Below are 13,529 nucleotides of genomic sequence, written 5' to 3' on the forward strand. Positions count from 1 at the left end.
ACCGGCGCCGGGGCGGTCCGGGCCGGCGCCGCCGGCTTGGGCGCGGGCGGCGCGGCGGCGAAGGCCGGCGCCGGGGCGCGGAACACTGCGCCGGCGTGCACGGCCGCCGACGGGTTCAGCTTGAACGCGTTGACCACCTCGGCCAGGCGCTGCGCCTGGTGCTTCAGGCTCTCCGCGGCGGCGGCGCTTTCCTCCACCAGCGCGGCGTTCTGCTGCGTCACCTGGTCGAGTTGCGCCACGGCCTCGCCGACCTGGCCGATGCCCTGGCTCTGCTCGTGGCTGGCGGCGCTGATCTCGTTGATCAGGTCGCTCACGCGCCGGACCTGGTTGACGATGTCGCCCATCGAGCGGCCGGCGTCGTCCACCAGCTGCGAGCCGGCCTCGACCTTCTGCACGCTGGCGCTGATGAGCGCCTTGATCTCCTTGGCGGCCTCGGCGCTGCGCTGCGCCAGGGACCGCACCTCGCCGGCCACCACGGCGAAGCCGCGGCCCTGCTCGCCGGCGCGCGCGGCTTCGACCGCGGCATTGAGCGCCAGGATGTTGGTCTGGAAGGCGATGCCGTCGATGACGCCAATGATGTCGGCGATCTTGCGCGAGCCGGCGCTGATGTCCTCCATCGTCGCCACCACCTGGCCCATGACGGCGCCACCGGCCTCGGCGGCGTGGCTGGCGCTGGTGGCCAGTTGCGTGGCCGCGGCCGCGGTGTCGGCGTTCTGCTTCACGGTCGAGGTCAGCTGCTCCATGGAAGCGGCCGTCTCTTCCAGGTTGCTGGCCTGCTCCTCGGTGCGCTGGCTCAGGTCGGCGTTGCCCGTGGCGATCTGCTGGCTGCCGGTGGCGATCGAGTCGCTGCTCTGGCGCACCTGGCTGACGATCTGCACCAGGCTGTCGTTCATGGCCTGCAGCGCCTGCAGCAGCTCGCCGGTCTCGTCGTGGCGCCTGATCTCGACGCGCGAGCTCAGGTCGCCCGCGGCCACGGTCTGCGCCACCTGCACGGCCTGGCGGATCGGGGCGGTGATGGAGCGCGTCAGCGCCCAGGCCAGGCCCACGCCCACCAGCAGCGCCAGGGCACCCAGCCCCATCACGGTGGTGCGCGCCGTGGCGATGTCGCTGATCAGGGTGTCGGCGCTCTTGATCACGAGTTCCCGCTGCAGCTTGGTCAGCGGCTCCACCTGCTGCTGCAGCGCATCGATCGCGGGCAGCGTCTCGGCCAGCAGCAGCCGGGTCGCTTCCTCGCGCTGTCCCGCGGCCAGCAGCTGGTCCACCTTGGTGAACGAGGCCACGTAGGCGACCCGCGCCTCCTTGACCCGGGCGATCATGGCCTTGCCCTCGTCGGTGTAGGCCAGGCGCTCCAGCGTCTCCAGCGACTCCGCCACCTTCTTCTTGTTGAAGGCCATGAAGCCGCGGATCTTCTCGACATGCGCCGCGTCCTGGGCGAAGAAGAGCTCCATCGTGCGCCGGGCGTTGGCGCGGGTGTAGGCGTTGAGGTCGGCGGTGGCATCGGACTTGACCATGTCCACACGGACGGTCATGTCGGAGGCGGCGCTCACCTTGTTGAAACCGATCACGGCCGTGGCGATGGCAACCAGCATCAACGCCAGCACGGCGGCGAAGCCCAGCGCGAGACGCGGGCCGAGACGGAGCTTGTTCAGGAAGGTCATGTGATGTTCTTCGGGTCGGGTTCCGCGCACCGCCGCTGCGGCGCACGGTAGCCAAGGGAGAGGTTGCCGTTGACATCGGTCATTTCGGCGGGGTTCTGTAGGGGGGAACCCTGGCGAGCCCGAAAAATCGTGGACTAAGCCACGGAGCGGACGGCACGGCGGCAACGTTTCGTTGCACCGCGCCGCGTGCAGAATGGCCCGGCCCTCCCGCCGACCGACCGCCGCCACCATGTCCGCCGACCCTGCCATGCCCGCCGCCGCCGACCTCCTGGCCATCGAGCTCTACGACCAGCCCGGCCACCTGATCCGGCGCGCGCAGCAGATCGCGGTGTCGGTGTTCTACGAGGAGGTGGGGCGCGAGGTCACGCCGATCCAGTACGCGGTGCTGCGCATGCTGCAGGAGAAGCCGGGGCTGGACCAGGTGACGCTTGCGCAGGAGGTGGCGCTGGACACCTCCACCGCCGCCGAGATCGCCGCGCGGCTGGAGAACAAGGGCTGGATCGTGCGCGAGGTGCTGCCGCGGCGCCAGCGCCGGCTGCTGCTCACGGCCGAGGGCGAGGCGGTGCTCACGCGCACCGTGCCCGGCGTGCGGCGCATGCAGCAGGCGCTGCTGTCGCACCTGGACGCCGCCGAACAGCAGGAATTCATGCGCCTGCTGCGCAAGTTCGTGGACCTGGGCAACGACCACAGCCGCGCCCCGCTGCGCTCCGGCGGCGCCGCCGGCGAGGCCCTGGCGCCGCAGGACCTGGACTGACGCCGCGGCGCCGGGCCGCCGTCCCCGGGATAAACCCGATTCGCCAATCCCTGATCCCGATCAAGATTCCGTGTACTGAACGCATCAGGGCGCGGGCGGTCCGGGACTCCGGGTTGCCCGCACCCGTGTGCAGTCCTTGCCCACCAGTGACCGGTGCCCACGCCGGCGCGGCCCGCCCAGGCGGGCCCCAGGAGACCCGCCATGACCAAGACCTTCGATTGCCGGCGCATTCCGGCGCGTCGCCACGTGCTGGCGGCTGCCATGCTGTGCGCGCTGGGCGCCGCCGGCGTGCCGCAGGCCCGGGCCCAGTCGGCCGAGCCGATCAGGATCGGCCTGATCCTGCCCATGACCGGGCCGTTCGCCTCGACCGGGCGGCAGATCGACGCGGCGGTGAAGCTGTACCTGGCGCAGCACGGCGACACGGTGGCCGGGCGCAAGGTGCAGGTGCTGCTCAAGGACGACGCCAGCGTGGCCGACACCACGCGGCGCCTGGCGCAGGAGCTGGTCGTCAACGACAAGGTCACGGTGCTGGCGGGCTTCGGCCTGACGCCGCTGGCGCTGTCCACCGCGCCGATCGCCACGCAGAGCAAGACGCCGATGGTGGTGATGGCCGCGGCCACGTCGAGCATCACGCAGGCCTCGCCCTACATCGTGCGCACGAGCATGACGCTGCCGCAGGTGACCATCGGCGTGGCGGAGTGGGCGCCCAAGAACGGCATCACCAGGGCGGTGTCGCTGGTGAGCGACTACGGCCCGGGCATCGACGCCGAGAAGGCCTTCAAGGACCGTTTCGAGCTCAACGGCGGCAAGGTCGTCGAGACGCTGCGCGTGCCGCTGCGCAACCCCGACTTCGCGCCGTTCCTGCAGCGCGTGCGCGACGCCGGCGCGCAGGGGCTGTTCGTGTTCGTGCCGTCGGGCGCGGGCGCGGCGCTGATGAAGCAGTTCGCCGAGCGCGGGCTGGACAAGGCCGGCGTCAGGCTCATCGCCACCGGCGACGTGACCGACGACGACATCCTCAACGACATGGGCGACGTGGCGCTGGGCGCGGTGACCTCGTTCCACTACTCGGCCGCGCACAAGAGCGCCGCCAACCAGAAGTTCGTCGAGGCCTTCCAGGCGGCCAACAAGTTCCGCCCCAACTTCATGGCCGTGGGCGGCTATGACGGCATGCGCGTGATCATGGAAGGCCTCAAGTCCAGCAAGGGCGCCGGCGGCGACGCGCTCATGAGCGCCATGAAGGGCCAGACCTTCGAGAGCCCGCGCGGGCCCGTGCTGATCGACGCGCAGACGCGCGACATCGTGCAGGACGTCTACATCCGCCGCGTCGAGCGCCAGGGCGGGCAGCTCTGGAACGTCGAGTTCGAAACCATCAAGGGCGTGAAGGACCCGGGCAAGGCGGGGGCGGGCGGGGCGCCGAAGTAAGGCGGCGGCGCGAGCGCAGCAGTACGGCGGCGCGAAGCCGCCATGTCTTCCCTTTTCATCGCCCATGCTGACCCTCCTCTTCGACGGCATCGCCTACGGCATGCTGCTGTTCGTGCTGGCCGTGGGGCTGGCCGTGACGATGGGGCTGATGAACTTCATCAACCTCGCCCACGGCGCCTTCGCCATGGCCGGCGGCTACGCCACCGTGCTGCTGATGCAGCGTTTTGATTTGCCCTTCCTGGCGACGCTGCCGCTGGCCTTCCTCATCACGGCCGCCGCGGGCGCGCTGCTGGAGCGCACGCTCTACCGGCCGATGTACGCGAAGCCGCACCTGGACCAGGTGCTGTTTTCCATCGGGCTGGTGTTCATGGCCGTGGCCTCGGTGGACTACCTGCTGGGCTCGCAGCAGCAGTTCGTCAAGGTGCCATCGTGGCTGCAGGGGCGGCTGGACTTCGCGGCGGTGGGCATCGGCAAGTACCGGCTCTTCATCGTCGTGGTGTGCGCGGTGCTGGCGCTGGCGCTGCAGTGGGTGCTGTCGCGCACGCGCTTCGGCAGCCGGCTGCGCGCGGCGGTGGACGACCCGCGCGTGGCCTCGGGCCTGGGCATCAACGTCAACCGCGTGTTCCTGCTCACTTTCGCCGTGGGCTCTGGACTGGCCGGCCTGGGCGGGGCGCTGGGCGCGGAAGTGCTGGGCCTGGACCCGACCTTCCCGCTGAAGTTCATGATCTATTTCCTGATCGTCGTGGCCGTGGGCGGCACCAGCAGCGTCACCGGGCCGCTGGTGGCGGCGCTGCTGCTGGGCATCGCCGACGTGGCGGGCAAGTACTACGCGCCCAAGCTCGGCGCCTTCATCGTCTACGCGCTGATGATCGCCATCCTGCTGTGGCGCCCGCAGGGCCTGTTCGTGCGCAAGGGAGCCCGCTGACATGAGCACGCCGATCCAACAGGGACAGCCGGGCAGCGCCCCGGCCGGCACGCCGGCGCTGGCGGGTGAGACGTCCGCCGTGCAGCAGGCGCTGCGCCGCGACGCGGCCTGGCGCTGGTGGGAATGGGCGCTGCTGGCGGCGCTGGCCGCCTCGTGGTTCCTGCTGCCGCAGCACGCGCTGCTGGGCAACGCCATCGCGATCCTGGCGCTGTTCGCGCTGTCGCTGGACCTGATCCTGGGCTACGCCGGCATCGTCTCGCTGGGGCACGCCGCCTTCTTCGGCACCGGCGCTTACGCCGCGGCACTGTTCGCCAAGCATTTCCATCCCGATCCGCTGCTGGGCCTGGCCGCGGCCACGGCCACCGCGGCGCTGCTGGGGCTGGCCACCAGCGCGCTGATCCTGCGCGGCACCGACCTGACGCGGCTGATGGTCACGCTGGGCGTGGCCGCCGTGCTCTACGAGCTGGCCAACCGCTTCGACGACATCACCGGCGGCGCCGACGGGCTGCAGGGCGTGCTCATCGGCACTTTCCCCGGCGGCGTCGGGTTCGACCTGCAGGGGCGCGTGGCCTGGGCCTATTCGCTCATCGTGCTGATCGCGGCGCTGCTGCTGTGCCGGCGTATCGTGCATTCGCCCTTCGGCATCGGGCTGCAGGCGCTGCGCGACAACCGGCTGCGCGCCGCGGCGCTGGGCCTCAACGTCAACGCGCGGCTGGCGGCCGTCTACACGCTGTCGGCGGCGCTGGCGGGTGCTGCCGGCGCGCTGCAGGCGCAGACCACCGGCTTCGCCTCGCTCGACGTGCTCGACTTCCACCGCAGCGCCGACGTGATGCTGGTGGTGGTGATCGGCGGCGCGGGCTGGCTCTGGGGCGGGGTGCTGGGCGCCATCGGCTTCACGCTGCTGCACGACCTGATCTCGGCGCTGACCCCGCAGTACTGGACCTTCTGGCTGGGCCTGTTCCTGGTGGTGCTGATGCTCGTGGGCCGCGAGCGGCTGCTGCGGCCGTGGACCTGGCTGAAGAGGACTTCCGCATGAGCGCCGTGACACGGCCGACCCCCCGGGCCGCCGCGCAGCCGGTGCTGCAGACGCTGGGCCTGGTGCGCCGCTTCGGCGGGCTGGTGGCGACCAACGACGTGTCGCTGGACGTGCTGCCCGGCGCGCGCCACGCGCTCATCGGCCCCAACGGCGCGGGCAAGACGACGCTGATCAACCTGCTCACCGGCGTGATCGAGCCCAGCGCGGGCCAGATCCTGCTGCAGGGCGAGGACGTGACGGCGCTGGCCGCGCACCGGCGCGTCGGGCGCGGGCTGGTGCGCACCTTCCAGATCAACCAGCTCTTCAACCAGCTCACGCCGCTGCAGTCGCTGGCGCTGGCGGTGTCGCAGCAGCAGCGCCAGGGCGCGCGCTGGTGGCAGCCCCTGGGCCGCGACGCGCGCGTGGCGCGGCGCGTGGAGGAACTGCTGCACGAGTACCGGCTGGCCGACGTGATGCACCAGAAGACAGCCTTGCTGCCCTACGGCAAGCGGCGGCTGCTGGAGATCGCGCTGGCCATTGCCGGCGAGCCGCGCGTGCTGCTGCTCGACGAGCCCGCGGCGGGCGTGCCCGAAGGGGAGCGGCAGGAGATCTTCGACAGCCTGGCGCGGCTGCCGGCGGACGTGGCGGTGCTGCTGATCGAGCACGACATGGACCTGGTCTTCAACTTCGCGACCTTCGTGACGGTGCTGGTCAGCGGCACGGTGTTCGCGCAAGGGGGCGTGCAGGAGATCGCCAGCGACCCGCGCGTGAAATCGGTGTACCTGGGAGAGGGCGTGGGCCATGGCTGAGGAGTTGCTGCGCATCGAGGGCCTGCGCGCGGGCTACGGCGAGGCCGTGGTGCTGGAGGACATCGCCCTGGAGCTGGCGGCGGGGCAGTCGCTGGCGCTGCTTGGGCGCAACGGCACGGGCAAGACCACGCTGATCAACACGATCGCCGGCGTGACGCGGCGCCATGCCGGGCGGCTGTTCCTGGCCGGGCGCGACGTCACGAACCTGCCGCCGTTCAAGCGCGCCGAGGCCGGCATCGGATGGGTGCCGCAGGAAAGGAACATCTTCAAGTCGCTGACCGTGGAGGAGAACCTCACGGCGGTGGCGCGGCCCGGGCCCTGGGACGTGAAGCGCGTCTACGCCATGTTCCCGCGCCTGGAGGAGCGGCGGCAGAACATGGGGAACCAGCTCTCCGGCGGCGAGCAGCAGATGCTGGCCTTCGCGCGGGCGCTGGTGCTGAATCCGCGCCTGCTGCTGCTCGACGAGCCGCTGGAAGGGCTGGCGCCGATCATCGTGGAGGAACTGCTGCGCTCGATCGCGCGCGTGGTGCGCGAGGAAGGGCTGTCGGCCATCCTGGTCGAGCAGAACCCGCGCCTGATCCTGTCCATGACGCATCACGCCATGGTGCTCGACCGCGGCCGCGTGGTGCACCGCGCCGGCAGCGAGGAGCTGGCGGCGGACGCGCAGACGCTGGAGCGGCTGCTGGCGGTGGGGCATTGAGCCGGCGGCCCGTCCGGGCCGGCTTCACGGCAGGTGGTTCCTCAGCACCACGATCCACGGCCGCTTCGCCGTGGGCTGCAGCAGCCCGTTGTCGTCGAGCGGCACGCGGCTCCAGGTGACGGCGTTGCGCACGTTGCCGCCGATGGCGCCCAGCTGTCCGGCGCCCACTTCCACCACCAGGTCGCAGTGGTAGCCGCCGCGGCTGTCGGCGCCGGCCAGTTGCGCGAAGGCGGTGACGCGCAGCGCCGTCTCGCCGCGCGGGGCGCAGATCAGGTCGCCCGCCAGGGGCGGCGCCACCGCCGCGTCCAGCGCCTCGAAGCCGCGCGGGTTCGGCGCGTCGAGGGCGTACCGGATGTAGTCCCAGTGCAGCGCGCTGGCCGGGAACACGCCTTCGCCGATGCCCGCGGACTTCATCAGGAACGAGATGAACACCGCCGACCACGCCACCAGCGAGCCGTCGCCGTGCTGCGCCTCCCCGGCCTCGAAGCCCTGGCCGGCCTGGAACATCTGCCAGTACAGCAGCACCCGGCTGGCGGGACCCGGCTCATGCTCCTGGGGCGGCGCCGCGTTGGGCCACTCGAAGGTGTCCGAGGCCAGGTCCCAGCGGCCGCGGCCCCACAGCGACCATTCCTGGCGTGCGACGTACAGCAGCCGCTGCCGTGCGCTGGGCAGTTCCAGCGTGCGGCCGCCAATGCCAAAGGACGCGCCGCTGCCGCGGCCGTCGTCGTCGGGCTCCTGCGGCGTGGCGCAGCCGGCGAGGAACAGGCAGGCGGCAATCAGGAGGGCAGGCAGGCGAAGCATGAGGCGGTGCGGTCAGTGGCGGCGAGCCACCGTTGCAACCGGCGTGCACGGGGCGGAGCCGGCCTTGACTCAGGGTAAGTCCCCGGTGCCGTCCGCTTCCGCTCCAATTCCACGATCCGTACACTGAATGACGATTTCAGTACGCTGACCATTCCGTCGTGCCGCAGCCCTTGCGGTGCCCCATCGAGCCGGCGCACGGCTTGCCGCCGTCCTGGCCAGGAGCGGGGCCGATGCGCTGGCCACCCGCTTTGGAACCCCTTCCAGAGGAGACAAGCCCATGTTCCCGAAGAACGCCTGGTACGTGGCCTGCACGCCTGCCGAGATCGAAGGCAAGCCGCTGGGCCGAAAGGTCTGCAACGAGGCCATCGTCTTCTACCGCCAGGCCGACGGCCGCCCGGCGGCGGTGGAGGACTTCTGCCCGCACCGCGGCGCGCCCCTGTCGCTGGGCTACGTCTCCGACGGCAAGCTGGTGTGCGGCTACCACGGCCTGGAGATGGGCTGCGACGGCAAGACCGTCGCCATGCCGGGGCAGCGCGTGCGCGGCTTCCCCTGCATCAAGAGCTACGCGGTGGAGGAGCGTCACGGCTTCATCTGGGTCTGGCCGGGCGAGAAGGAGCGGGCCGACGCGGCGCTGATTCCGGACCTGCAATGGGCCAGCGACCCGGAATGGGCATACGGCGGCGGCTACTACCACGTGAAGTGCGACTACCGCTTCATGGTCGACAACCTGATGGACCTCACGCACGAGACCTACGTGCACTCGACCTCCATCGGCCAGAAGGAGATCGACGAGACGCCGTGCGTGACCAAGGTCGAGGGCGACCACGTCACCACCAGCCGCTTCATGAACGACCTGCCCGAGGCGCCGCCGTTCTGGAAGATGGCGCTGCGCGGCGCGGGCCTGCCCGACGACCAGCGCGTGGACCGCTGGCAGGTGTGCCACTTCACGCCGCCCAGCCACGTGATGATCGAGGTCGGCGTGGCCCTGGCCGGCCAGGGCGGCAAGGACGCGCCCGCGGACAAGAAGGTCTACGCCATCGTGGTGGACTTCATCACGCCCGAGACGGAGACCTCGCACCACTACTTCTGGGGCATGGCGCGGCACTTCAAGCCGCAGGACCCGGCGCTGACCGTGTCCATCCGCGAGGGCCAGCGCAAGGTGTTCGGGGAGGACCTGCAGATGCTGGAGCGCCAGCAGGCCAACGTCTCGGCCTGGCCGGATCGCAAGCTGCTGATGCTCAACATCGACGCCGGCGGCATGCAGTCGCGCCGCGTCATCGAGCGCGTGCTGGCCGCGGAGCAGGCGGCCGCGGCCAACCGCTCCACCGCCGCGGGCGTGTCGGAGATGGCGCAATGAGCACCACCACCGCCACCCTGGCCGTGCGCGTGGCGCGCAAGGTCGAGGAAGCCGCCGACATCTGCAGCCTGGAGCTGGTCAGCAGCGATGGCTCCACCTTGCCGGGCTTTTCCGCCGGTTCGCACGTGGACGTGCACCTGCCCGGCGGGCTGGTGCGCCAGTACTCGCTGTGCAACGACCCGGCCGAGTCGCACCGCTACCTCGTGGCCGTGCTGCGCGACCCGGCCTCGCGCGGCGGCTCCGTGACCGTGCACGACGCGGTCAAGGAGGGCGACGAGATCCGCATCAGCGCGCCGAAGAACCATTTCGCGCTGGCGCACGAGGCGAGGAAGAGCCTGCTGCTGGCCGGCGGCATCGGCGTCACGCCGATCCTGTGCATGGCCGAGCGCCTGGCGGTGACGGGCGCCGATTTCGAGATGCACTACGCCACGCGCTCGCGCGAGCGCACCGCCTTCTTCGACCGCATCGAGCGCTCGGCCTATGCCGACAAGGTGACGTTCCATTTCGACGACGGCGACGCCGCGCAGCGGCTGGACCTGGCCGCCGTGCTGGGCACGCCGCAGCCGGGCACGCACCTCTACGTCTGCGGTCCCAAGGGCTTCATGGACGCGGTGCTCGACACCGCGCGCCAGGCCGGCTGGGGCGAGTCGCAGCTGCACTGGGAGTACTTCGCCGCCGGCGCCGAGGCCGCGCCGCGTGCCGACGACGGCAGCTTCGAGGTGCAGCTTGCCAGCTCGGGGCGCGTCATCCCGGTGGCGCCGGACCAGACCGTGGTGCAGGCGCTTGCCGGGGCCGGCGTGGAAGTGCTGGTGTCGTGCGAGCAGGGCGTGTGCGGCACCTGCCTGACGCGCGTGCTGCAGGGCGAGATCGACCACCGCGACGTCTACCTCACGCCCGAAGAGCAGGCCGCCAACGACCAGTTCACGCCGTGCTGCTCGCGGGCGAAGTCGGCGCGGCTGGTGCTGGATTTGTGAGGAGCGCGAAACTCCCGGGACAAATATCCCGGGAGCTTTGTCCGGGTTATTGAAACATCGGGGAGTATTGTTCTCCCGATTGTCTTCAGATCGGAAACAGGCCGCCGAAGCGGCCGTTAAATTCGACGCCGCGGCGCCGAGAAATTGCGCCGGATTCCCCGCTGGAAATTCGGCGGGTCTGCCGAGTCGAATTTCCGAGCTGGAGTTTCCATGGCAAAGAGCCTGGCCGTCCTCACCGTCGCCGTCGCCGTGCTGGCGATGATCGTTTACAGCCGCGGCGGCCCGGACGGCAACCTGTCCGAGCCGCTGCTGGAGGGCGCCTCGCCGGCGCCCAGCTGGCGCAGCTGATCCCGGCCGGGACGGCCGCCGGGCTTTTCAGAACATCTCGGCGGCCGACGGCGCGGCCGTGCCCGTGCCGCCGTGGCGCGCCCGCTCGATGGCCTGCCGCGCCACCGCCGCCGGGCTGCCGGCATCGTCGCCCAGCGCGAAGGTCGCCACCAGCGCCCCGAGCCGCGCCGACTGCTCGCGCAGGCTGTGCGCGGCGGCCGTGCTTTCCTCGACCAGCGCCGCGTTCTGCTGCGTCATGCGGTCGAGCTCGCCCACGGCGGTGTTGACCTGGCCGATGCTGCCGCTCTGCTCGGCGGCCGCGGCGCTGATCTCGCCGATCACGTCCGAGACGCGCTGCACGCCCTGCACGATCTCGTCCATGGTGCGGCCCGCGTCCTGCACCAGCCGCGAGCCGCTGTCCACCTGCTGCACGTTCTGCTGGATCAGGCCCTTGATCTCGCGTGCGGCCTCGGCGCTGCGCTGCGCCAGCGAGCGCACCTCGCCGGCCACCACCGCAAAGCCGCGCCCGGCCTCGCCGGCGCGTGCGGCTTCGACCGCGGCATTGAGCGCCAGGATGTTGGTCTGGAAGGCGATGCCGTCGATGGTGCCGACGATGTCCTCGATGCGCCGGCTGGCACCCTGGATGCCGTCCATGGTGCTGACCACCTCGTGCACCACCGTGCCGCCGCGCCGCGCCGCCTCGCAGGCCGAGCCGGCGAGCTGGCTGGCGGTGGCGGCGGCGTCGGCGCCGGCGCGCACGGTTTCGGTGATGTGCTGCAGGCTCGCGGCCGTTTGCTGCAGGTTGGCCGCGGCCTGCTCGGTGCGCCCGGAGAGGTCGGCGCTGCCCTGCGCGATCTCGCTGGAGGCCACCGCCACGCTGTCGGCGCTGTGGCGCATCTGCTGCGCGAGCTGGCGCAGCGAATCCGTCATGCCGTCCAGCGCGCGCTGCAGGCTGCCGATCTCGTCGCGGCGGCCATCGTCGGCGCGCACCGTCAGGTCGCCCTGGCCGATGCGCGCCGTGGCCTGCACCAGCGCGCGCAGCGGCCGGCACAGCGAGCGCACCGTCACGGCCGTGCCCGCCATCATGAGCGCGATGGCCAGCGCCACCAGCGCCGCGCTGGTCAGCGCCAGGGTGCGCTGCTCGGCCGCGGCCGCGGCGCGCTGGGCTTCGGCGCGGTCGTGCTGCAGCGTCACGAAGGCCTGCTGCTGGTCGAGGTAGGCCGCCACGGCCGGGCGCACGCTCGACTGCATCGAGGCCAGCGCGTCGGCCGCGCGGCCTTCCTTCTTCAGCGCGGCGGCCTGGTCGCGCGCGCCGATGTAGGCCTTGCGCGCCTGCGCCACGGCGGCCAGCGCGGCCTTCTCGTCATCCGCGCCGGCCAGGCCCTCCAGCGTCTTCTGCATCTCGTTGATGCGCTGCGTCGTGGCGGCGATCTCGGGCTTGAGCAGCGCCTCCACCGCCGCGTCGCCGGCGAGCACCGCCAGCACGCGCGCGGCGTTGGCCTGCGTCAGCCCGCTCCATTGCAGCGCGGTTTCCAGCTTGCGCTGCTGCGCCTCGGCAGCCTGTGCCTGCTGCGCCTGCAGTGCCGAGTTGCGCCAGGCGTTGAAGCCCGTGAGCAGCGCCAGCACCAGCGCGATGGCCAGGGTGGGCAGCCACAGCTTCGATGCAATGCCGAGGTTTTTCATGGAGGGGTCTCACTGTCGTTGGTCTTCAGGCGCCGGGCCTGCTGCTCCAGGCTGGAGGCCGCGGCGGCGCTTTGCTCCACCAGGGCTGCGTGCTGCTGCGTGGCCTGGTCGAGCTTGCCCACGGCATCGCCGACCTGGCCGATGCTGCGTCCCGGGCGGGACGCAGTCCGTTCAGCCCTGTATTTCGGAGCCGCCGGGGCCGCGTTGAGCCCCCGACTGCGCCGCAACCGCGACGCATTGCACGTGCAGCCGCGCGCGTCGCCGAAAGCGGCACCGCCGCCGGCGCTGGCAAGCAGCGGCGGCGGCGGCGGTGGTGGTCGGCTGCGCGAGCCGGGGCGGTGGGGACGTCGGGTTCGCGCCGCGTCAGCGTGCCGCGTCGATCAGCCCCATGTCGGCGCTGCTCATCAGGCCCTCGATGTCCATCAGGATCAGCATGCGCTCGCCCACGCTGCCGATGCCGGTGATGAAGCTCGCATCCACGGTCGAGTTCATCTCCGGCGCCGGGCGGATCTGCTCGCGGCCGAGCTGCAGCACGTCCGACACCGAGTCCACCACGGCACCGACGATGCGCCCGCGCACGTTGAGCACGATCACCACCGTGAAGCCGTTGTACTCGGCGCTGTCGCAGCCCAGCTTGATGCGCAGGTCCACCACCGGCACGATCACGCCGCGCAGGTTGACCACGCCCTTCATGAACGACGGCGCGTTGGCGATGCGCGTGGGCTGCTCGTAGGAGCGGATCTCCTGCACGCGCAGGATGTCGATGCCGTATTCCTCCTGGCCGAGCCGGAAGGTGAGGAATTCGCCGCCGCGCGGCTCGCTGCCGCGGCCGGCAACCTGGAGGGCGCCGCCCGGGGCGGCAGAGGTGTGGATCAGTTCCATGAGGGACTCCTGCGGATGGCGCGGCCCGGAGCCGGGCCGGCGTCGTTGTTCAAGTTCGGGTCTCCGGCACGGGGCCGGGCTGTCGGGGGAAGGTCTGTGGCGGCGGCGGTCAGAAGCTTTCCCATTCGCCGTCGTCGGCAGCGGCCGGTCGCGGCGCTGCCGCCGGGGCGGGCGTGGCCGGCGCCGGGCGGCGCGCCGCGCGCTCCAGCGTGGCCTGCGCCA

General features: G+C 71.6%; 14 protein-coding genes. 9 read left to right on the top strand and 5 right to left on the bottom strand.

Going from position 1 to position 13,529, the window contains the following annotated elements; translation table 11 throughout:
- The coding region (locus tag FJ694_RS34115; RefSeq protein WP_157271976.1) for a methyl-accepting chemotaxis protein at positions 1 to 1,658 on the bottom strand (1,658 nt) is incomplete at its 3' end.
- A gap of 229 nt (positions 1,659 to 1,887) precedes the next feature.
- On the opposite strand from FJ694_RS34115, the gene FJ694_RS34120 reads away from it, so the two are divergent.
- The 6 genes from FJ694_RS34120 to FJ694_RS34145 all read left to right on the top strand — a co-directional run bounded on the left by FJ694_RS34120 (position 1,888) and on the right by FJ694_RS34145 (position 7,283).
- Complete coding sequence (locus FJ694_RS34120) at positions 1,888 to 2,412, top strand: MarR family winged helix-turn-helix transcriptional regulator (protein ID WP_232540351.1); 525 nt, start codon at positions 1,888 to 1,890, stop codon at positions 2,410 to 2,412.
- A 201-nt stretch (positions 2,413 to 2,613) separates the two neighbouring features.
- The gene (locus FJ694_RS34125; protein ID WP_157271977.1) at positions 2,614 to 3,834 is read left to right on the top strand and encodes an ABC transporter substrate-binding protein; all 1,221 of its coding nucleotides are present in this window, start codon (positions 2,614 to 2,616) and stop codon (positions 3,832 to 3,834) included.
- Between the two features lie 64 nt (positions 3,835 to 3,898).
- Positions 3,899 to 4,759, top strand: a complete 861-nt coding sequence (locus FJ694_RS34130) for a branched-chain amino acid ABC transporter permease (RefSeq protein ID WP_157271978.1) — start codon at positions 3,899 to 3,901, stop codon at positions 4,757 to 4,759.
- 1 nt (position 4,760) lies between these two features.
- Positions 4,761 to 5,795, top strand: coding sequence for a branched-chain amino acid ABC transporter permease (locus tag FJ694_RS34135; protein WP_157271979.1), 1,035 nt, complete (start codon positions 4,761 to 4,763; stop codon positions 5,793 to 5,795).
- Entirely contained in the window at positions 5,792 to 6,583 is a 792-nt protein-coding gene (locus FJ694_RS34140) for an ABC transporter ATP-binding protein (protein ID WP_157271980.1), read from the top strand. The genes FJ694_RS34135 and FJ694_RS34140 overlap by 4 nt, the downstream gene beginning before the upstream one ends.
- Positions 6,576 to 7,283: an ABC transporter ATP-binding protein gene (locus tag FJ694_RS34145; protein ID WP_157271981.1), complete on the top strand. Its 708-nt coding sequence runs from the start codon at positions 6,576 to 6,578 to the stop codon at positions 7,281 to 7,283. The genes FJ694_RS34140 and FJ694_RS34145 overlap by 8 nt, the downstream gene beginning before the upstream one ends.
- 24 nt (positions 7,284 to 7,307) lie before the next feature.
- Here the strand turns inward: FJ694_RS34145 and FJ694_RS34150 are convergent, their stop codons facing one another.
- Positions 7,308 to 8,084, bottom strand: a complete 777-nt coding sequence (locus FJ694_RS34150; RefSeq protein WP_157271982.1) for a DUF2272 domain-containing protein — start codon at positions 8,082 to 8,084, stop codon at positions 7,308 to 7,310.
- A 277-nt stretch (positions 8,085 to 8,361) separates the two neighbouring features.
- Here FJ694_RS34150 and FJ694_RS34155 point away from each other — a divergent pair, with 277 nt between their 5' ends.
- From FJ694_RS34155 to FJ694_RS34165, 3 genes are all read left to right on the top strand, one after another.
- A complete protein-coding gene (locus FJ694_RS34155) occupies positions 8,362 to 9,441 on the top strand; it encodes a Rieske 2Fe-2S domain-containing protein (RefSeq protein WP_157271983.1) in 1,080 nt (359 codons plus the stop codon).
- Positions 9,438 to 10,415 (top strand): PDR/VanB family oxidoreductase, encoded by a 978-nt coding sequence (locus FJ694_RS34160; RefSeq protein ID WP_157271984.1) that lies wholly within the window; start codon positions 9,438 to 9,440, stop codon positions 10,413 to 10,415. The genes FJ694_RS34155 and FJ694_RS34160 overlap by 4 nt, the downstream gene beginning before the upstream one ends.
- 210 nt (positions 10,416 to 10,625) lie before the next feature.
- Positions 10,626 to 10,763 carry a hypothetical protein gene (locus tag FJ694_RS34165; protein WP_157271985.1) on the top strand — a complete coding sequence of 46 codons (138 nt, stop codon included), beginning with the start codon at positions 10,626 to 10,628 and terminating at the stop codon, positions 10,761 to 10,763.
- Positions 10,764 to 10,790: 27 nt separating this feature from the next.
- On the opposite strand, the gene FJ694_RS34170 is transcribed toward FJ694_RS34165, so the two are convergent.
- From FJ694_RS34170 to FJ694_RS34180, 3 genes are all read right to left on the bottom strand, one after another.
- Positions 10,791 to 12,425 (bottom strand): methyl-accepting chemotaxis protein, encoded by a 1,635-nt coding sequence (locus FJ694_RS34170; RefSeq protein ID WP_157271986.1) that lies wholly within the window; start codon positions 12,423 to 12,425, stop codon positions 10,791 to 10,793.
- Positions 12,422 to 12,547, bottom strand: coding sequence for a hypothetical protein (locus FJ694_RS37715; protein WP_259373194.1), 126 nt, complete (start codon positions 12,545 to 12,547; stop codon positions 12,422 to 12,424). The genes FJ694_RS34170 and FJ694_RS37715 overlap by 4 nt, the downstream gene beginning before the upstream one ends.
- A gap of 241 nt (positions 12,548 to 12,788) precedes the next feature.
- The gene (locus FJ694_RS34180; protein WP_157271988.1) at positions 12,789 to 13,307 is read right to left on the bottom strand and encodes a chemotaxis protein CheW; all 519 of its coding nucleotides are present in this window, start codon (positions 13,305 to 13,307) and stop codon (positions 12,789 to 12,791) included.
- Between the last annotated feature and the right edge of the window lie 222 nt (positions 13,308 to 13,529).

Source organism: Azohydromonas aeria, assembly GCF_009760915.1.
Classification (GTDB): Bacteria; Pseudomonadota; Gammaproteobacteria; order Burkholderiales; family Burkholderiaceae_C; genus Azohydromonas; species Azohydromonas aeria.